The following is a 19,065-nucleotide window of genomic DNA, read 5'->3' as shown; positions in this document are numbered from 1 at the left end:
ACCAAGGCGGCGATGAGCGAGACGGACACGCGCTGGAACGATTCAAAACGGACAGACATGATTATTTTCCCTTTTATCTGGCAAAGCGGACCATTCCGTTTGCCGATACCAAGGGTATTGCAGGCTCTGTGCCAGTTTTATAAGATATTGATATATCGACGTTTATAGAAAGTGAAGGCGAAAATCCATCTGATTGAACGGGATAATATCCCAATTATTAGTCAAAAATACCATCGCTGCAAAGGTTGTTGCGCCCGCTGTCCTTGGCCCGATACAGGAAGCGATCGGCACGCCCAAAAACCGAGCACAGCGCCTCGCCAGGCTCCGCCACTGCGATGCCGCCCGAAAAGGTCACGGCACCCAGGGGCATATCGGTTTCGCGGAGTCGATAGCGTTTCGCCGCGACGGTGACTCGGGCACGTTCCAGCGTTGCATGGGCCTCGGCGATGTCCGCGCCCTTGAACAGAATAACAAACTCCTCGCCGCCATAGCGCGCAACAAAGTGGCCGGTACAGGCTTCACGCAACGCCAGCGCGATTGCGCGCAGCACGCGATCCCCCACCGAATGGCCGAATTGATCGTTGACGCGCTTGAAGCGGTCGACATCGCATACGGCCAAACACCCGCATTCGCCCGTGGCGCTATGCTCCGCGAAGGCTTCTTCAAAAGCACGACGATTGGGCAGGCCGGTGAGCGAATCCCGCCGCGCGTCGCCACGGGCTTCCTCCAACTTGGCGCGCAATTGATCGGCTTCGCGCGTGGCCGCTGCCAGGCGCGCTTCGGCGGATTGGACACGGTCGAGCATCACGGTCGCCAAGCGAACGACATCCGCGCCAGCGGCGGCACCCCGCACGGCATCGGTACTTGCTGCCAGGTCGCGACCGAAATTTGCGGTTTCGGCGCGCATCGAGCGCATCATGTCGCTGAACCCCTCGACTTGAATCTGTGTCTGCGCGACGAGGCGGTCGGCGGCATCCGACTCTGCGCCACCCGTCACGCGGCCCACGGAATGCGGCACCATTTGGGATCCCGTACCCCCGCCAAGCGCCTCGATGTCGCGAGTCGACAGGCGGATGCCGCCTTCCGTCAGGGTCGTGACCGAGCGCGCCAAAGCTCCGTCCGGGTTGCACAATACATGGTGGGCAAAGGCATAATGCACAGGATCGGGGCTTAACCGGTGGAACGTCAGGAACGCCCGGATGCAATCATAGACGGTGTCGGCGCGCTCCTCGACGGCGATCAGCCGTGCTTCCTTTGCTGCTCCCATCGGTCCATTGGCCTCTTCACGTTCGGTGTGCCTGATAGCGCACGCCGCCTGGCAAAACCGCCTAGCGCAAAACTGCTAAGATAGGGTGACCGCAGCGATGAACGCGCTTCGTCAACCGAAACTGCCGCGTGTGGGCTGGCGCAACGCGATCCGCCTCTTTAGGCAAAGAGGATGCGCGTTACCGAAACCGATCTTTCCCTCGCCGCCGCCCTCGCCGATGCTGCGGGAGCCGCCATTCGTCCTTATTATCGTGCCGAGCATGGGCTGGAGGCAAAGGGAGACGCCTCGCCCGTGACCCTTGCGGATCGCGCGGCGGAGGGCGCGATGCGTGCCTTGATCGAGCGTGCTTTTCCCGCCGACGCGATCATCGGCGAGGAATATGGCACCAAGGACGGCACCTCGGGCCGCACTTGGGTGCTTGATCCGATCGACGGCACCCGCGCGTTCATTTCGGGGCGTCCGATCTTCGGCACCTTGATTGCGCTGATGATTGAAGGGTGGCCGATGATGGGCGTTATCGACCAGCCTATCTTGCAGGAGCGCTGGCTGGGGGTGATGGGCCGACCGACGCTGTTCAACGGGACGCGTGCCATCGCGCGCCGTTGCCCGGATCTCGGCAAGGCCTTGCTTGCCACGACCTCCCCGGCCTTGTTTGACGATGCGCAACTCCACGCCTTCGAGCATCTTGACGCGGCGACGATGAGCACGGTGCTGGGCGGCGATTGCTACAATTACGGCTGCGTGGCGAGCGGATGGCTCGACATCGTGGTCGAGGCGCAGCTCAAAATTCATGATTTCGCGGCCCTTGTCCCGGTTGTTGAGGGCGCGGGCGGGCGGATGTGCGATTGGTCGGGTGACCCGCTCACCGCCGATTCGATTGGCGAAGTCATCGCTGCGGGCGACCCCGCGCGGATCGAGGAAATTCTGGAAACGCTGGCCTGTCGCGGGCATTGATCTTGCGTTTTGGACGACTCACCGTTATGGGGCCGCCTTCCTGCGAGTAAGAGGAACTGCCCGGCCGGTATGGGCTGCCGTGGCCGTTCATAGATCGTCGCACAACTGAAAGGACGAAAATGCCCAAACTCAAGACGAAGAGCGGCGTTAAAAAGCGCTTCAAGCTCACCGCGAGCGGCCTGCTGAAGCACGGCGTCGCGGGCAAGCGCCACCGGCTGATGAGCCACAACGCCAAGTACATCCGCCAGAACCGTCGCACCAAGGTGCTGTCGAAGGCCGATACGGCCACCGTCAAGGCGTGGGCGCCTTACGGTCTCGGCTGAGCGGAAGGGATTTAAAGAATGGCACGCGTCAAACGGGGTGTAACCACCCACGCTAAGCACAAGCGGATCCTTAATCAGGCGAAGGGCTATTATGGCCGTCGCAAGAACACGATCCGTATCGCCCGTCAGGCCGTCGAAAAGGCCGGGCAATATGCGTATCGCGACCGCAAGGTTAAGAAGCGCAACTTCCGCGCCCTGTGGATTCAGCGCATCAATGCGGCCGTCCGCGTCGAAGGCCTGACTTACGGCGTGTTCATGCACGGCCTGAAGCTCGCTGGCGTCGAACTCGACCGCAAGGTCCTGGCCGACCTGGCGATGCACGAAGGTGCCGCATTTAGCGCCATCATCGCGCAGGCAAAGGCGGCTCTGCCCCAGGCCGCCTAAGGCGACCTGCTGCGAGACGAAAGATTGGGGCGTCGGTGGCAACACCGGCGCCCTTTTTCTTTGCGCCTCGTACGTTCCCCATTCGGGCTGCGCTTGTCGAAGCCCTGTTGTTTCTTCTAACGCCACCCTGACGAAGACCGGTGCTTCGACAGGCTCAGCACGAACGGACAAGCGATGACCGACCTCGACCCTATGAAGACGGACCTGCTCGCCGCGATCGCGGCGGCGGACACTCTGGAGGCGCTGGACGGCGTTCGCGTTCAGGCGCTCGGCAAGCAGGGCGAACTCACCGCCTTGCTCAAGACGCTGGGCGGCATGTCGCCCGACGAGCGGCTGGTGCAGGGCCCGCGTATCCAGGGCGTGCGTGAGGCGGTGACCACCGCCATCGCCGCGCGCAAGGCCGCACTCGACCGCGCAGACCTCGATGCACGGCTCGCGCGCGAAACGCTCGACATGACGCTCCCTGCCGAGGCCGCGCCGCAGGGGTCGGTGCATCCGGTCAGCCAGGTGCTCGACGAGATGGCGGAGATCTTCGCCGACTTGGGCTTCGCGGTCGCGACGGGCCCCGAGATCGAGGATCAGTGGCACAATTTCACCGCGCTCAACATGCCCGAGAGCCATCCCGCGCGCGCGATGCACGACACCTTTTACTGCGAGGCAACGAGCACGGCCCGCGACGGGCAAAGCCCGTCGTCGGACGGCGAGCTTAGCTCGCCGCCGGTCGGCCCGGAGCAAGATCAAAGCGGACGTAGCCGCTTTGTGCTCCGGACGCACACCTCGCCGGTGCAGATCCGCACGATGATGGGCCAGGAGCCGCCGATCCGCATCATCGCGCCGGGCCGCGTCTATCGTTCGGACTGGGACGCGACGCACACGCCGATGTTCCATCAGATCGAAGGGCTGGTGATCGACAAGGACATCACGCTCGGCCATCTCAAATGGACGCTGGAGACCTTCCTCAAGGCGTTCTTCGAGCGGGACGACATCGTGCTGCGCCTGCGCCCGAGCTATTTCCCCTTCACCGAGCCCTCAGCCGAAGTCGATGTCGGCTGGACGATGGAAAAGGGCCGCCGCGTGCTCGGCGGGTCGGAGGGCTGGATGGAGTTGCTCGGCAGCGGCATGGTCCACCCCAAGGTGATCGCCGCGTGCGGTCTCGATCCCAACGAATGGCAGGGCTTTGCCTTCGGCGTCGGGGTCGATCGCCTCGCCATGCTCAAATACGGCATGGACGATTTGCGCCCCTTCTTCGAAGGCGATGCGCGCTGGTTGAAGCATTACGGATTCTCGGCACTCGATGTGCCCACGCTGAGCCAGGGAGTCGGCGCATGAAGGTCACCCTCGATTGGCTGAAGCAGCATATCGACACCGACGCCTCGCTCGAAACCGTCGTCGAGACGCTGACGCGCATCGGCCTTGAGGTCGAAGGTGTCGAGAACCCCGGTGGCAAGCTCGCCGCGTTCCGCGTGGCCAAGGTGTTGAGCGCCGCGCCGCACCCGCAGGCGGACAAGCTGCAAGTGCTGAGCGTCGATGCCGGGGACGGTCCGCTGCAGGTCGTGTGCGGCGCGCCCAATGCGCGCGCAGGCTTGGTCGGCGTGTTCGGCGCACCCGGCGCAACGGTGCCGTCCAACGGCATGGTGCTCAAGGTCACCGCGATTCGCGGGGTCGAATCGAACGGCATGATGTGTTCCACGCGCGAGCTGGAACTGGGCGACGATCATGACGGCATCATCGAGCTGCCCGCCGATGCGCCGATCGGCATGGCCTATCCCGATTATGCTGGGCTGAACGACCCGGTGATCGAGATCAACGTCCTCCCCAATCGCCCCGATTGCATGGGCGTGCGCGGCATCGCGCTCGATCTGGTCGCCGCCGGGCTCGGCACCGCCAAGCCGCTCGCTTATGCGCCGGTCGAAGGCACAGGCGCAGGCCCCGATGTGCGCACCGACGATGCCGAAGGCTGCCCCGCTTTCTACGCGCAGGGCGTCACCGGCCTCACCAACGGCACCGCGCCGGAATGGATGCGTCGCCGCCTGACCGCGATCGGCCAGCGGTCGATTTCGACGCTGGTCGACATCACCAATTACGTGATGTTCGATCTCGGCCGCCCCTTGCACGTCTATGATCGCGCCAAGCTGTCGGGCGGGCTCGTCGCGCGCAAGGCGGCGGCGGGCGAGCAAGTCCTCGCGCTCAACGGCAAGACCTATACGCTGGCCGAGACGATGACCGTCATCGCCGACGCTGCGCATGTTCACGACATTGGCGGCATCATGGGCGGCGAGGATTCGGGCGTGACGCCCGAGACCAATGATGTCGTGATCGAATGCGCCTATTTCGATCCCGACGGCATTGCCCGCACCGGCCAGGCGCTGATGCTCACCTCGGACGCGCGCTCGCGCTTCGAGCGCGGCGTCGATCCGGCGTTCCTCGAACAGGGCCTCGCCATCGCGACGCGGCTGGTGCTCGATCTGTGCGGCGGCACGGCCAGCCTGCCGACCCATGCCGGCACCCCGCCGACCACGCGCAAGCGCATCGCTTATGACCCCACCCGCGCGGAAACGCTCGGCGGTCTGGCGGTTGCGCCCGAGCGTCAGCGCGAGATCCTGACCGCGCTCGGCTTCACGGTGGAAGCCGACTGGACCGTCCTGCCGCCGCCCGCGCGCCGCGATGTCGATGGCCCGGCCGATCTGGTCGAGGAAGTGATCCGCATCGTCGGCATCGATTCGGTGCCGGCAACGCCGCTGCCGCGCGCGGCAGGTGTCGCCAAGCCGACCGCGACGCCTGCGCAAAAGCTGGAGAGCCGCGTCCGCCGCGCCGCCGCAGCACGCGGCCTCAACGAGACGATCACCTGGAGCTTCCTGTCCGAAGCCCAGGCCGAGGCGATCGGCGGCGGCATCTGGACGCTCGCCAACCCGATCAGCGAGGAGCTGAAGGTGATGCGCCCGTCGCTTCTCCCCGGCTTGCTGTCGGCGGCGGAACGCAATTTGAAGCGTGGCGCAGGCGGCGTGCGCTTGTTCGAGCTTGGGCGGCGCTATCTCAGCGACGGCGAACGCTCGACGCTGGGCGTGGTGCTCGCGGGCGAAGCGCGGCCGCGCGGCTGGCAGAACGGCAAAGCGAGCCTGTTCACCGCCTTCGATGCCAAGGCCGAAGCGCTGGCGCTGCTGGCAGCGGCAGGCGCACCGGTCGACAATCTGCAAGTCATGGGCGACGCGGGCGATGCCTGGCATCCGGGCCAGTCGGGCACGCTGCGGCTGGGGCCGAAGACCGTGCTCGCGGCGTTCGGTATCGTCCACCCGCTGACGACGCGCGCGTTCGACGTCGATGGTCCGGTTGCGGCGGTCGAGCTGTATCTCGATGCGATTCCGCCCAAGCGCGCATCGAGCTTCGCGCGCGCGGCCTATGCGCCACCGGCGTTGCAGGCGGTGCGGCGCGACTTCGCCTTTCTCGTGCCCGACAGCGTGTCGGGCGATGCGCTGGTGCGCGCCGCGCGCGGCGCCGACAAAGCGGCGATCGTGGCTGCGCGCGTGTTCGACGTGTTCACCGGCACCGGCGTCGAGCCGGGGCATAAGAGTATCGCGGTCGAAGTCACGCTCCAGCCGGGCGAAAAGAGCTTCACCGAGGCGGAGCTGAAGGCGGTGGCGGACAAGGTCGTCGCGGCGGCGGCGAAGCTGGGCGCGAGCTTGCGGGGGTAAGTCCCATTCGTCGTCCCGCACCTACCCCGGCGAAGGCCGGGGCCCAGCAGGACAGGTCGAGGTGAAGAGGCGCAGCCGCGCGCCAAACCCCCGCGCGCTACTGGGCCCCGGCCTCAGCCGGGGTGGTCGTGGTTTTTGTTTGAGGATCGACGCTATGACTCAACCCGATCTGATCACCATCGCCACTGCGCAGCTCTCCGCCGCGATCAACCCGTTCGGTGCGGAACTCACCCACTTGCGCGATGCGGGCGGGCGCGAGCTGATGACCGACGCCGACGCCGCTTTCTGGACCGGCCACGCCCCCTTGCTCTTCCCAATCGTCGGGCGCCTCAACGGCGACGTGCTGCGCGTCGATGGTGCGGACTATCCGATGAAGCAGCACGGCTTCGCCCGCCACAGCCTGTTCACCCTCGCCGAACAGACCGATACGCGCGCGGTGTTCCTGCTTGAAGACGGCGCCGAGACCCGTGCGGTCTATCCCTTCGCCTTCGCACTCCGCGTCACCTACACGATCACCAACGCGACGCTCGACATCGCGGTGGCGATCGAAAACCGCGATGGCAAGCCAGTGCCCGCCAGCTTCGGCTTCCACCCGGCCTTTGCCTGGCCGCTCCCTTACGGCCTGCCGCGCGCCGACCACCGCATCGTCTTCGCCGAGGATGAGCCCGACCCTTTGCGCGAACTCGTCGGTAGCGCGATTTCCAGCGGCCGTCGTCCCTCCCCGCTCGAGGGACGCACGCTCGCTCTCGACGATGCGCTGTTCACCCAGGACGCGCTGATCTGGGATCGGGTCCATTCGCAAAGCGTCCGTTACGGCGCATTGACCGGCCCCCAGCTCCGCGTCGATTTCCCCGACACGCCGATGCTCGGCATCTGGACCAAGCCCGGTGCCGCGTTCGTCTGTATCGAACCGTGGCACGGCATCGCCGATCCGGTCGGCTTTTCGGGCGACATGACCGAAAAGCCGGGTATCTTCATGCTTGCGCCGGGCGAAACCAAGCACATCGCAATGGCGATCACGCTGGAGCCAGTGTCCAGGGACGACTGAAGGCCGCAGCCTGTAACGCACCGTGGGCTGGCGGAGCGGGGCGCACGGGCTGTGCCGCGCCGCCGGGGGCTGTCCTACACGCGGGACTTCTGCCAAGAGCGCGCGGTGACCCGTGCGTCTTCCTCTTATGTCTCGCTGCCATGCCGATCTTTGGCGCGGGGGCAAAAGAGCGGGGACGTAGTGTGGACTTTGTGGACTTCCGGCCCGCGACTCGCCCTTTCGTTTGAGCAGACCCTTTGATGAATCACACCTCCGACCGCCGCACCTTCGCGATCATTTCCCACCCCGACGCGGGCAAGACCACGCTGACCGAAAAGCTGTTGCTGTTCGGCGGTGCGATCCATTTGGCGGGCGAGGTCAAGGCGCGTGGGCAAAACCGGCGCGCGCGCTCGGACTGGATGAAGATCGAGCAGCAGCGCGGCATTTCGGTCACCTCCTCGGTGATGACCTTCGAGCGCGAAATCGAGGGCATGGGCGGCCTCACCTTCAACCTGCTCGATACGCCGGGCCACGAGGATTTCTCGGAGGACACCTATCGCACGCTGACCGCGGTCGATTCTGCGGTGATGGTGATCGACGCCGCGCGCGGTATCGAGGCGCAGACGCGCAAATTGTTCGAGGTCTGCCGCTTGCGCTCGGTGCCGATCATCACCTTCGTCAACAAGGTCGATCGTGAGGGGCGCCCGCCGTTCGAATTGCTCGATGAAGTCGCCGAGATGCTCCAGCTCGACGTCACGCCGATGAGCTGGCCGGTCGGCATGGGCAGCGATTTTGAAGGCATTTATGATTTCCACGCCAATGCGCTGAGCCAGCCCGAGGGGCCGAGCCGCGAATTCATGGGCAAGGCGCGCCGGTTCACCGGGCTCGACGATCCCGCGCTGGAAGGCGTGCTGAGTGCGCCTGGCCTCGCGACGCTGCGCGACGAAGCCGAACTCGCGCTTGGCGGCTATGGTGCCTTCGATGTCGAGGCGTATCGCGCGGGCGACCAGACCCCGGTCTATTTCGGCTCGGCATTGAAGGACTTTGGCGTCGCCGAACTGATCGACGCGCTCGGTCGCCATGCGCCCGGCCCACGCCCGCAACCCGCCGAGCCCGCCCAAGTGCTGCCTGAGCGCGCCGACGTCACCGGCTTCGTGTTCAAGGTCCAGGCCAATATGGACCCCAACCACCGCGACCGCATCGCCTTCATGCGGCTGTGTTCGGGCACCTTCAAGCGCGGCATGAAGCTGACGCCGACTGGCCACGGCAAGCCGATTGCGATTCATTCGCCGATCCTGTTCTTCGCGCGCGAACGCGAACTGGCCGATGAGGCCTTTCCGGGCGACATCATCGGCATCCCCAACCACGGCACGCTGCGGGTGGGGGATACGCTGTCCGAACGTGCCGATGTGCGCTTTACCGGGCTCCCCAATTTCGCGCCGGAAATCCTGCGCCGCGTCGCGCTGAAAGACCCGACCAAGACCAAGCAGTTGCGCAAGGCGCTCGACGACATGGCCGAGGAAGGCGTGACGCAGGTCTTCTATCCCGAAATCGGCTCGAACTGGATCATTGGCGTGGTCGGGCAGCTCCAGCTCGAAGTGCTGCTCTCGCGGCTCGAGGCCGAATATAAGGTCGATGCCGGGCTCGAAATGGCCCCTTATGATACCGCGCGCTGGGTGTCGGCGGCTGATCCGGCGGACCTCAAGGCGTTCATGGACTTGAACCGCACATCGATGGCCAAGGATCGCGACGGCAATCCCGTATATCTCGCCAAGACCGCATGGGATGTCGGTTATGTCGCTGATCGCTATCCCAAGGTGACCTTTGCCGCGACGCGCGAGCGTTAGCGTGTCTTGGTCGCGCGGTGGCGACGGTAACGCCAAAGCACGCCGCCGCCCAGGAACACCAGGAGCGCCAGCCCAAGCGCGATCGGAATAAGCTTGGGCAGCCATTGATGATGAAGCGCATTGTCGCTGATTTGCTGGTCGGCGGTATAGCCTTCGGGCATCGGCAATACCCGGTCGCGCCGGGCAAAGGCGGCATAGTCGCGCTGCATGGCGATGAAGCGGGCCGGATCGCTCATCGACACATCGCGCGTTTCGCCGGGGTCATGGGCGATATCGAACAACTGCCACCGCCCATCGCCAATCGGCGGCAGGTTTTTGACCAGCTTATAGTCGCCCCGGAACAGCGCGGCATTGCCCGACAGTTCGTACCCGAGCGGCTGGTCGCCATGTACCGTAGTGCGTTTGCCCAACAGCATGTCGGCCAGGCTGAACCCCGCCATCGGTTCCACCGCGCGGCCCGCAAAGCGTCCGGTCTGCGCGGGCACTCCAGCGAGCGCGAGCAGCGTCGGTGCGATATCGGTGACATGGGTGAAGCCGCCAACGATCGTACCGTTACGCATCGCCGGATTGCCGGGCCAGCTTACGATCAGCGGTACGCGCAAACCGCCTTCGCCAGCCGAAAATTTGTAGCCCGCCAGGGGGGACGCCGCTGCGCTCGCCCAGCTCGGGCCAATCGCGGTCAGCGTGCCGCGCTGGCCCTGCCGTTCCGCCGCGAAATCATAATAAAGCCCCAGCAACAAACGATTGATGAGGCGCCCGCGCGGCTCGGTCGGCTCGGGGCCGTTGTCGGACAGGAACACGAAGATCGTATTGTCATAGGCCCCTGTCGCCTTCAGATGATCGATCAGGCGACCGATCTCGTGATCGGCGGCTTCTGCCATCCCGCCATAAGCCGCCATCGCGCGTGCCGCCGCCCGGCGTTGATCGGGCGACAGTCGGTTCCAGTCGGCGGTCGAGCGCATCACTGCCGCGCGCGTGTTCGCCGGCACCAGCCCCAGCGCGATTGCCCGCGCCTGGCGCGCCATACGCAGCGCGCTCCAGCCGCCGTCATAGGCATGGGCATACCGTGCGATATAGGCGTCGGGCGCCTGCACCGGGATGTGGTTGGCCAGAAAATTGACCGAGGCGAAAAACGGCTTGCCCGATCCGCGCCCGGCATCGATGTAGCGCAGCATCGTATCGACGATGAAGGTCGAGGAATAAAAAGGCTGGGGCAGGGTGGCGGGCTTGCCGTCGTCGGTCCAGTCGGCCTTGTCATACAATCCGGCGATCGGTTTCTGTTCGAAATTGTCGGCCCCGGCATCCGCCAGCGAGAAGGCATGATCGTAGCCGCGCGCGGTCGGCAAACCGTCACTGGCCTTGCCCAAATGCCACTTGCCGGTGAGATAAGTACGATAGCCCGCCTGATGCAGCACTTCCGCCAGCGTCACGACATTGTGGGTGAGCACGGTGTCGTAACCCGGCTTGCCGACATGCTCGGGCGGGATCGTCTCCGGCATATTGCCGAGCCCGGCGCGGTGATTGCTAACCCCGGTCTGCAACATTGCGCGGGTCGGGGCGCATGATCCCGCGACATGGAAATTGGCGAAACGCACGCCCTGCGCGGCGAGTGCATCGATATTGGGCGTGTGGATTTCACTGCCGAAGCTGCCAATGTCCGAATACCCCCAATCGTCCGCCACCAGCAGGACGATGTTGGGGCGCGGGGCGGGGGGCGGACTTTCGGCGGACAGCAATATTCCCGCAACGGCGGCGGCGAAGCTTTTGCGCGTCACCGGGTTCACTGCAGCCTGCTTTGCATGATCGTCGTTGCGCCCGCCGGCAGGCTGAACAGCATCCCGTCCTCGCCCACTATAATCGGCCCCGCGAAATGCTGCGCGGCGTCTCCCAGAAACGCGGGATAGGCGAAGCGCAACGGGATTGGCGGCACGATATGATTGAGGAGCAATTGCTTCACCCCTGCCGCCTTGGCCATGTCGGCGGCCTGTTCCGGGGTGGAGTGGTAATTCAGGATGTCGCGTGTAATTTGCGCGGTGTTGGGCTGACCGTGGCGATCGAGCGTGGTGGTGAGCAGCCCGACCAGGCGGGGTTGCAACGCCTCATGCACCAGCAAGTCGGCGCCCTTTGCCGCCGCCGCCAGCGACGCGCTTGGCTTGGTGTCGCCGCTGAACACAACCGAACGGCCCTTATAGTCGAAGCGGTAGCCAACCGCCGGACGCACCGGACCGTGATCGACCCGGAAGGCAATGATCCGCACCCCATCGCGCGCCAGCACCACAACCGGCGCGTTCGGCTGCGGAAGCGCAAAGGGCATCGCCACGCCGCCAGCGCCCCCCGGCGGTGCAATCCTGACACCGTGATGCGCCGTGCGATATCCGGCATCGGTAGCATAAGCCGCGTCGAACCCGGCCACCACCGCCTCGACCCCAGGGGGGCCATGCACAGGCAAAGGCGCTGTCGCCGCACGTCCGATCCAGCGTTGCAACATCAACGGGCCGATGCCGTCGACATGGTCGGAATGGAAATGGGTCAGCAACAGCCCCTCCACCCGTCCGATCGGAAGGCCCATCGCCATGATCTTGCGCGCGCCACCCTCCCCGATATCGACGACAAACATGTGCTTGCCCGCAATCACTACCGAACAGGGCCCCGCCCGCGTCGGATCGGGCAAAGGCGAGCCGGTGCCGCACAAGGCGACGTGCAGGCCATCGGGCAGGGCAGCGGTGGAATCGTGCCCGATGCGCGCCTCGACCATATGCGCCAGGATGGCGGTCGCGATGCGGGCCTGGAAAGCATGAACCAAAAACGTCGCGGCCAACCCGATCAGGACGATGGCCGATAGCCATTTCCAGTGTCCGCGCATCCCGCCAACCTTCTTTGCAGAGGGGTATTTCATTCCAGTCGAGAATGCTCCACAATTATGGCACAATCAATGCCATATTAATGAGATGATGGACCGGAACGGATCACGAGGATAAGCGCGGTGGGTGGATATGAAGACAAGCCTGGGTTCGGTTGCCGTGCGAACGGACGCCTCGCAAACCGACGGTCGTCGGGCGCGTAGCGAAACGAGCCGCGCCAAAATCGTCGCGGCAATGCTCGATCTGGTCGGGAAGGGCGATATCGCGCCGAGCGCCGCGCGCGTCGCCGAAACCGCCGGGGTCGGCTTGCGCTCGGTCTTTCGGCATTTTGACGATATGGACGCGCTGTACCGCGAAATGTCGCAAGCCATAGAAGCACAAGTGTTGCCGATGACGCTCAAGCCGTTGACAGGGACGACTTGGCGTGAACGGCTCCTCGAAATCATCGAGCGACGCGTGCTGGTGTTCGAGACGATTCTGCCCTTCCGCATCTCCGCCAATATCAAACGGTTCCAATCCGAATTTTTGATGCAGGATTACCGTCGGATGCTGCGGCTGGAGCGGACCTCGCTCGAAGCGATCCTGCCTGCGCATGTGCGCGCCGACATCCCGCTGGTCGATGCGATCAACGTACCGCTGAGCTTCCAGACGTGGCGGCTGCTGCGGCACGACCAGGAATTGAGTATCGTCGATGCCCGCGCGGTGGTGGTGCGGCTGGTCGAAGCCGTGCTCGCGCAGATCCCCGACTAGCCGGGCTGTTGCCGCGACGATTGGGGCGGTGGCGGGCGGTGATTATCGACCAGCCGCACCCCGATATGATCGGTGCCGAGCCCCAGTTCCTGAAATTGCCGTGCGGCGGGCCGATAGCGCGCGCAATAATTGGCGGCACACAGATAGGACCCGCCCTTGATGACCCGCCGATCGCCCTCCGCGCCGGCAACGCCGCTGGTCCATTCCCATACGTTGCCGATCATATCGTACAGGCCATAGCCATTGGCGGAGAAACACCCGACCGGCGCGCGACCGCGATACCCATCAATGCCGAGATCGCGCGTCGGGAATACCCCCTGATAGTAATTGGCGGTCGGCGTGCCGTGGGCATCGATCGGTTCGGGCAGGGCGGGTTGGCCGCCCCGCGCGGCATATTCCCATTGCGCCTCGGTCGGCAGCGCCTTGCCTGCCCAGCGCGCATAAGCCTCGGCATCTTCATATGCGATCTGGACGACGGGGGTGGTGTCCTTGCCGACGATCGTTTCGTTCGGGCCTGCCGGATGTTGCCACGTCGCCCCCACCACCCACCGCCACCAGCGCGGATCATCGCCGGACGGGACCGCGAACACCGCTGACCCCGGCACCCGCATTTCGGGTGGCGCGCCGGGCAGAACCGGCGGCATCCGCTCCGCCATCGTGCGATAGCCGGTCGCTTTTACGAAAGCGGCAAATTCGGCATTGGTCAGTTCATGCGTATCGATCCAGAAGCCGGGCACGGTGACGGTGCGCGGCGGCCCCTCCTCGGGATAATGCGGATCTTCCCCCTGGAGGAACGTGCCAGCCGGAATCCAGCGCATCGCTCCCGGCGCGAGCGTCGCGCAGGCGTGCAAAGCAGGTGTGTCGGTCGAAGTCTGCGAGCAGCCGCTCACCGCGAGCAGCACCAAAGCAGCCAGGCACCGTATTATCATCGGGTCATCGATCCTCTCGCGACCGATACCCTAGCGAGATTTCAACCGACGAACAGCACGTCGTGATGGTCCGGTGCCGCACGCCACGACGCGGGCGTGATTTCGCCATCCAGCGTCAGCGCGAGCGGCGCATGGCTTACGATCAGCAACCCCTGTCCGCGCCGCTGCAACCGATCCTCCAGCCGCGCGACGACGGCTTGCGCGGTAACGGCATCGAGGCCCTCGGTCGGCTCGTCGAGCAGCAGCCACGGCGCAGGCTTCAAATAGGCCCGCGCCAGCGCCAGCCGCCGCCGTTCCCCGCCCGACAGGCTGGCACCATTGTCGCCGATCCAACTGTCGAGCCCATGTGGCATGGCGCGCACGCGCTCCGCCAACGCGGCATCCTCCAGCGCCTCCCACAAGGCGGCTTCGGGGGCATCGGCCTGCGCCAGCAACAACGTGTCGCGCACCGTCCCCGCCAACAGCGCCGCATCCTGGGGCAACCACGCAAAAGACGCGCGCAACGTGGCGGCGGACAGCACCGCGATATCGACCCCGCCCAGTAACACTTCGCCCGCGATTGGCGCGCGCAGCCCGACCAGGCGCTCGACCAGGCTGGTCTTGCCACTGCCCGACACCCCCCGCAGCGCAATTCGCGCGGGCGGCGCAATGTCCTGACCGCGCAGCACCAGGTTCGGATTGAGCGTGATTGTCGCGCCCGGCGTCTGCGCCACCGTATCGAGCAGCCCGTCAAGCCGGATATAGGCCGCGCGTGCCGCGCTCGCTTGCATTGCCTGCCGGATGACGGGAGCCAATCCGTCAAGCGCCATCGCCGCCGCCAGCGCCGCCAAAGCGGCGATCGCCGCCCCCTGTGGTGCTGCCAGGAGCAACGCTAGCGCGGAGCCGACCGCGATTGCAAGCGGCGAAGCTGCATCGATGCGCGCGCGCACGTCATTGTCGCGCTGCTGTGCGGCGGCGAGTGCGGCACCGCCGTCGGCAATGCGCGCCACTGCCCAATCTTCCAACGCATAACAGCGCAGATCGGCTGCACCCTCCACCAAAGCTGCGGTCTGGCCCTTCAGTCGTTCCGCCTCGCGCAGCACCGCGCGTCCGCTCGCCGCGAGCTGGCGCGACAAGGTCCAGGTCCCGGCGACCAACAGCGCGGCGACCATCATGACCGCAAGAACTGGCAGCGGCCCCGCGAGCGCGATCAACGCCGCCCCCGACAGGATCGCCGCAGCTCCGCCGACCATGCCCGATCGCAGCACCAGCGCCGTTTCGACCGCACTCGCATCCTGCACCAGTCGCGTCGACGCTTCCCCGGTCGACAAGCTCAGCGCGCGCGCGACCGGCGTGGCCGCCAGCGCCGCAAACAGCGCCGGGCGCACCCGCGCAGTCGCGGACAGCGCTGCATCGTGGCTGGCAAGTCGCTCACCATAGCGCGCACCGGTCCGGACGATCGCGAACAGCCGGATCGCGGCGCTCGGCAGCATATAGTTGAACGCCAGCGCCGTTCCCGCAGAGGCGGCAAGCGCGGCGGCTGTAAGGAACCAGCCCGACAGTGCCAGCAAGGCCACTGAGGCGATCGTCACCAGCGCCGCAAACAGCGCCGCGTGACGCGCCTGCCGACGTTCGGTGCCCGGACGATCGGCCAGCAGCCGTTCGAGCGCGCCGCTCACGCCGTTCCGCCCAGATTGACGATGCGATCGGCAATTGCGGCGAGCGCGGTGCTGTGCGTGGCAATGATAACGCTGCGCCCGACACAGGCGCGCGCAATCACCGCGATCAGTGCAGCCTCGGCGGCATGGTCGAGATGCGCGGTTGGTTCGTCGAGCAGCAGCAGCGGGGCATCCTTCAACACCGCGCGCGCCAGCCCGATGCGGCGACGCTCACCCCCCGACAAGCCACCACCGCGATGATCGAGCCGTTCCTCGATCCCGCCGACCCGACGTGCCAGCGCATCACCCAGACCGACCGCCGCCGCGACAGTTGCCACCTCGATGGGGGACGCATCGGCGCGTCCCAGTCGGATATTATCGGCGATCGTCCCCGCGAGCATGACGGGGGCCTGCCCCGCCCACGCCGCGAACGGTGCGACACTGCCAATCTCCGAAAGCGGCCTCCCATCGACCGTAACCTCGCCGCCGTGCGCCGGAACCAGCCCGAGCAACAGGTGCAGCAGACTGCTCTTGCCACTGCCTGATGGCCCGACCAGCGCGACGATTTCGCCTGGACGGATATCGATCGACACGTCCCTGACCGCATCGCGCTCCTCGCCCGGGTAACGGATGGTGACGTGGTCGAACAGGATCGCGGGTGCCGCCGCAACCGTCAACGCGTCGGGGGCAGGCGGCATCGCCGCCGCATCGAGCGCGGCGAGCCGCGCACGGGCGGTCTCGGCCGCCTGTCGATCGTGATAGGCAGCGGCGAGGCGACGCATCGGCGCATAGAATTCCGGGGCTAGCGCCAGTATGAAGAAGGCGCGCAACAGATCGAGATGCTCGGACGTAGGAAATGGCAACTGCCCGAGCAACGCAAAGCCGGCATAGACCGCGACCAGCGCCACCGAGAGCGCGGCGAAAAATTCCAGCGACGCCGAGGACAGGAACGCGACGCGCAGCACCCGCATCGTCCGTGTCGCGACCTCCCGCGCGGCGGCGCCCAGCCGGTCGGTCTCGCGGGCTTCGCCGTGGAAAGCAAGAATGACCGGCAAACCGCGCACCCGGTCGGCGAACATGCCCGACAGCCGCGCCAGTGCATCGAATTGCCGCCGTGACTGATCGGCGGCTGCTCCGCCCGCCAGCACCATCGCCGCGATGAAGGGCACCAGCGTGCCGAGCAGGATCAACGCCGCGACCGGACTGGCAAGCGCGATCGCGCCCAGCACGATCACCGGCGCGATTACCGCCGCCCGCCGCGCGGGCAGGAAGCGTGCGATATAGCCGTCGATCGCCTCGACCTCATCCACCACCGCGCCAAGTAGTGCGCCTACCGATCCACTTCCCGCCGGGCGCCGCAGCGCCGATCGTGCCGCGGTCCGCCGGAGCGCCGATTTCGCGGTCGCCGCCGCGCGGCTGCCCAGCCGGAGCGATCCCCACAGGCACGCCGCGCGCGCCAACCCCGCCAGTACCATCAGCAACGCCCAGGGCCAGACCGGCGCGGCGCGCGCAATGGCGGCAACGCCACCTGAGACTCCGGCGGCAAACAGAATCACGGCAACCGCATCCCCCAGCAGAAGCAGGGTCGATCCGCGCGCGGCGGTGCCCGTTGCAACGGTCTCCGCCCGGCTCGTTCGTGCGGGCCGCGCGCCAGGGCGGACTTGTGCGATGGTTGCTGCCATAGCCCCGCCTATACGCCCGGCGGTGCTGCCTCGAATACGTACTAATCCCAATACTCTGCTAAACCTCATTCGGGTTGAAGGCGCTGCGTCGGTGCCGAGAGGCTGCGCCGTCGACCGACGATGATGGAGATACACGCATGGACATAGGTGTCGTCGATCTGTCGCGGCTGCAATTCGCGCTAACCGCACTGTATCATTTTCTGTTCGTGCCGCTGACGCTCGGCATGAGCTTCATGCTCGTTATCATGGAGGCGATCTATGTGATGACCGGGCGCGCGATCTGGCGTGAGACCACCCGGTTCTGGGGCAAGATCTTCGGGATCAATTTCGTCCTCGGTGTCGCCACCGGCCTGACGATGGAGTTCGAATTCGGCACCAACTGGTCGTATTTCTCGCATTATGTCGGGGATATTTTCGGTGCGCCGTTGGCGATCGAAGGGTTGATGGCGTTCTTCCTGGAAGCGACCTTTGTCGGCCTCATGTTCTTCGGCTGGGATCGTCTGTCGAAATTGGGCCATCTGGCGGTAACGTTCATGGTCGCGCTCGGCACCAACCTGTCGGCTTTGTGGATTCTGATCGCCAATGGCTGGATGCAGAATCCGGTCGGCTCGGCCTTCAACCCCGATACGATGCGGATGGAAGTCACCGATTTCGGCGCCGTATTGTTCAATCCGGTCGCGCAGGCGAAGTTCGTCCACACCGTTAGTGCTGGCTATGTCATTGCCTCGCTGGTGGTGTTGGGTGTGTCGTCTTTGTATCTGCTGCGCGGCAAATGGACTGCGGTTGCGCGGCGCTCTTTTACCGTCGCCGCCGCCTTTGGCCTAGCCTCCTCGCTCTCGGTCGTCGTGCTCGGCGACGAAAGCGGCTATGCGCTGACCGACAACCAGAAAATGAAACTCGCCGCGATCGAGGCCGAGTGGCATACGCAGCCGGCCCCGGCGGGCATTACTGTTTTCGGGCTGCCTGACACCGCCACCCGCACCACACGCTATGCGGTGCAGGTGCCTTGGGTCCTCGGGCTAATCGCCACGCGCAGCGTCGACAAGGAAGTCACCGGCATGTCCGAGCTGGTGCTGAAAGCACAGGAGCGGATCGAATCGGGCGTGATCGCCTATCGCGCGCTGGATGTGCTCAAGCGCAACCCAACCGATCGCGCGGCGCGCGCGGTGTTCGAAACGCACCGCAACGATCTTGGCTATGCCTTGTTGCTCAAGGCGCACATCGCCGATCCGGGCAAGGCCAGCCCGGCGCTGATCGCCGCAACCGCCTGGGATGTGGTGCCGAGCGTCCCGGTGATGTTCTGGACCTTCCGCATCATGGCGTTGATCGGGTTTTTGATGATCGCGCTGTTCGCCACCGCCTTCCTTCTGGCGAGCCTCAGGCTGCACCTGAAGGCACGCTGGTTCCAGCGAATCGCCTTGTGGTCGATCCCGCTGCCCTGGATCGCCGCCGAGCTGGGCTGGGTAACCGCCGAACTTGGTCGCCAGCCCTGGGCAATTGAGGGCGTGTTGCCAACCTTCCTCGCCAATTCCACGCTGACCCCGGCGATGTTGTGGACGACGATCATCGGCTTCACCGCATTGTACGGCACCTTGGCGGTGATCGAACTGCGCCTGATCCTTGCGGCGATCGCGCACGGTCCGGTCGAGGACCCGCTTGAAACGACGCCGCCGCCTTCCGCCAAGCCTGCCCTGGCCGCCGTTGCCTGAGGAGCA

General features: G+C 65.6%; 15 protein-coding genes. 9 read left to right on the top strand and 6 right to left on the bottom strand.

Features of this window, described 5'->3' with window-relative positions:
* Positions 1–217: 217 nt before the first annotated feature.
* Positions 218–1,267, bottom strand: coding sequence for a GGDEF domain-containing protein (locus WC704_RS12580; RefSeq protein ID WP_372890386.1), 1,050 nt, complete (start codon positions 1,265–1,267; stop codon positions 218–220).
* A 171-nt stretch (positions 1,268–1,438) separates the two neighbouring features.
* Between WC704_RS12580 and hisN the strand changes: the two genes are divergently transcribed.
* From hisN to WC704_RS12545, 7 genes are all read left to right on the top strand, one after another.
* The gene (hisN, locus tag WC704_RS12575; RefSeq protein WP_372890384.1) at positions 1,439–2,221 is read left to right on the top strand and encodes a histidinol-phosphatase; all 783 of its coding nucleotides are present in this window, start codon (positions 1,439–1,441) and stop codon (positions 2,219–2,221) included.
* A gap of 119 nt (positions 2,222–2,340) precedes the next feature.
* On the top strand, positions 2,341–2,544 hold the full coding sequence (gene rpmI, locus WC704_RS12570; protein ID WP_010406001.1) for a 50S ribosomal protein L35: 204 nt from the start codon (positions 2,341–2,343) through the stop codon (positions 2,542–2,544).
* A gap of 18 nt (positions 2,545–2,562) precedes the next feature.
* The gene (gene rplT, locus WC704_RS12565; protein ID WP_372890381.1) at positions 2,563–2,928 is read left to right on the top strand and encodes a 50S ribosomal protein L20; all 366 of its coding nucleotides are present in this window, start codon (positions 2,563–2,565) and stop codon (positions 2,926–2,928) included.
* A 174-nt stretch (positions 2,929–3,102) separates the two neighbouring features.
* A complete protein-coding gene (gene pheS, locus WC704_RS12560; RefSeq protein ID WP_372890379.1) occupies positions 3,103–4,257 on the top strand; it encodes a phenylalanine--tRNA ligase subunit alpha in 1,155 nt (384 codons plus the stop codon).
* A complete protein-coding gene (pheT, locus tag WC704_RS12555) occupies positions 4,254–6,617 on the top strand; it encodes a phenylalanine--tRNA ligase subunit beta (RefSeq protein ID WP_372890377.1) in 2,364 nt (787 codons plus the stop codon). The genes pheS and pheT overlap by 4 nt, the downstream gene beginning before the upstream one ends.
* A gap of 154 nt (positions 6,618–6,771) precedes the next feature.
* Positions 6,772–7,665, top strand: coding sequence for an aldose 1-epimerase family protein (locus tag WC704_RS12550; protein WP_372890375.1), 894 nt, complete (start codon positions 6,772–6,774; stop codon positions 7,663–7,665).
* A 239-nt stretch (positions 7,666–7,904) separates the two neighbouring features.
* The gene (locus WC704_RS12545) at positions 7,905–9,491 is read left to right on the top strand and encodes a peptide chain release factor 3 (protein WP_372890373.1); all 1,587 of its coding nucleotides are present in this window, start codon (positions 7,905–7,907) and stop codon (positions 9,489–9,491) included.
* Here WC704_RS12545 and WC704_RS12540 read toward each other — a convergent pair.
* Together WC704_RS12540 and WC704_RS12535 are read right to left on the bottom strand one after the other, a co-directional pair.
* On the bottom strand, positions 9,488–11,275 hold the full coding sequence (locus tag WC704_RS12540; RefSeq protein WP_372890371.1) for an arylsulfatase: 1,788 nt from the start codon (positions 11,273–11,275) through the stop codon (positions 9,488–9,490). The genes WC704_RS12545 and WC704_RS12540 overlap by 4 nt on opposite strands.
* Complete coding sequence (locus tag WC704_RS12535) at positions 11,272–12,387, bottom strand: MBL fold metallo-hydrolase (protein ID WP_372890369.1); 1,116 nt, start codon at positions 12,385–12,387, stop codon at positions 11,272–11,274. Before WC704_RS12535 ends, WC704_RS12540 begins: the two co-directional genes overlap by 4 nt.
* A gap of 97 nt (positions 12,388–12,484) precedes the next feature.
* Here WC704_RS12535 and WC704_RS12530 point away from each other — a divergent pair, with 97 nt between their 5' ends.
* Positions 12,485–13,102, top strand: a complete 618-nt coding sequence (locus WC704_RS12530) for a TetR/AcrR family transcriptional regulator (RefSeq protein ID WP_372890367.1) — start codon at positions 12,485–12,487, stop codon at positions 13,100–13,102.
* On the opposite strand, the gene WC704_RS12525 is transcribed toward WC704_RS12530, so the two are convergent.
* From WC704_RS12525 to cydD, 3 genes are read right to left on the bottom strand one after another with little or no spacing between them, the layout of a single operon-like run.
* On the bottom strand, positions 13,099–14,031 hold the full coding sequence (locus WC704_RS12525; protein WP_372890365.1) for a formylglycine-generating enzyme family protein: 933 nt from the start codon (positions 14,029–14,031) through the stop codon (positions 13,099–13,101). The two genes, WC704_RS12530 and WC704_RS12525, sit on opposite strands and share 4 nt — an antisense overlap.
* A gap of 41 nt (positions 14,032–14,072) precedes the next feature.
* Positions 14,073–15,689 carry an amino acid ABC transporter ATP-binding/permease protein gene (locus tag WC704_RS12520; protein ID WP_372890363.1) on the bottom strand — a complete coding sequence of 539 codons (1,617 nt, stop codon included), beginning with the start codon at positions 15,687–15,689 and terminating at the stop codon, positions 14,073–14,075.
* Complete coding sequence (gene cydD / locus WC704_RS12515; RefSeq protein WP_372890361.1) at positions 15,686–17,350, bottom strand: thiol reductant ABC exporter subunit CydD; 1,665 nt, start codon at positions 17,348–17,350, stop codon at positions 15,686–15,688. The genes WC704_RS12520 and cydD overlap by 4 nt, the downstream gene beginning before the upstream one ends.
* A 137-nt stretch (positions 17,351–17,487) precedes the next feature.
* On the opposite strand from cydD, the gene WC704_RS12510 reads away from it, so the two are divergent.
* Positions 17,488–19,059 (top strand): cytochrome ubiquinol oxidase subunit I, encoded by a 1,572-nt coding sequence (locus WC704_RS12510; RefSeq protein WP_372890358.1) that lies wholly within the window; start codon positions 17,488–17,490, stop codon positions 19,057–19,059.
* The last annotated feature ends 6 nt before the right edge of the window (positions 19,060–19,065 follow it).

This window comes from Sphingomonas sp. (assembly GCF_041661885.1).
In the GTDB taxonomy this organism is placed as follows: Bacteria; Pseudomonadota; Alphaproteobacteria; order Sphingomonadales; family Sphingomonadaceae; genus Sphingomonas.
The sequence above is the reverse complement of the archived record's forward strand: the minus strand, read 5'-3'. Positions and strand labels throughout refer to the sequence as shown.

What these genes read in the sequence shown, in the direction of transcription:
- cydD (WP_372890361.1), bottom strand. Translation starts at nt 17,350, where the DNA reads ATGGCAGCAACCATCGCACAAGTCCGCCCTGGCGCGCGGCCCGCACGA.
- pheS (WP_372890379.1), top strand. Translation starts at nt 3,103, where the DNA reads ATGACCGACCTCGACCCTATGAAGACGGACCTGCTCGCCGCGATCGCG.
- WC704_RS12545 (WP_372890373.1), top strand. Translation starts at nt 7,905, where the DNA reads ATGAATCACACCTCCGACCGCCGCACCTTCGCGATCATTTCCCACCCC.
- WC704_RS12550 (WP_372890375.1), top strand. Translation starts at nt 6,772, where the DNA reads ATGACTCAACCCGATCTGATCACCATCGCCACTGCGCAGCTCTCCGCC.
- WC704_RS12535 (WP_372890369.1), bottom strand. Translation starts at nt 12,387, where the DNA reads ATGAAATACCCCTCTGCAAAGAAGGTTGGCGGGATGCGCGGACACTGG.
- WC704_RS12525 (WP_372890365.1), bottom strand. Translation starts at nt 14,031, where the DNA reads ATGATAATACGGTGCCTGGCTGCTTTGGTGCTGCTCGCGGTGAGCGGC.
- WC704_RS12530 (WP_372890367.1), top strand. Translation starts at nt 12,485, where the DNA reads ATGAAGACAAGCCTGGGTTCGGTTGCCGTGCGAACGGACGCCTCGCAA.
- hisN (WP_372890384.1), top strand. Translation starts at nt 1,439, where the DNA reads ATGCGCGTTACCGAAACCGATCTTTCCCTCGCCGCCGCCCTCGCCGAT.
- WC704_RS12510 (WP_372890358.1), top strand. Translation starts at nt 17,488, where the DNA reads ATGGACATAGGTGTCGTCGATCTGTCGCGGCTGCAATTCGCGCTAACC.
- rpmI (WP_010406001.1), top strand. Translation starts at nt 2,341, where the DNA reads ATGCCCAAACTCAAGACGAAGAGCGGCGTTAAAAAGCGCTTCAAGCTC.
- rplT (WP_372890381.1), top strand. Translation starts at nt 2,563, where the DNA reads ATGGCACGCGTCAAACGGGGTGTAACCACCCACGCTAAGCACAAGCGG.
- pheT (WP_372890377.1), top strand. Translation starts at nt 4,254, where the DNA reads ATGAAGGTCACCCTCGATTGGCTGAAGCAGCATATCGACACCGACGCC.
- WC704_RS12580 (WP_372890386.1), bottom strand. Translation starts at nt 1,267, where the DNA reads ATGGGAGCAGCAAAGGAAGCACGGCTGATCGCCGTCGAGGAGCGCGCC.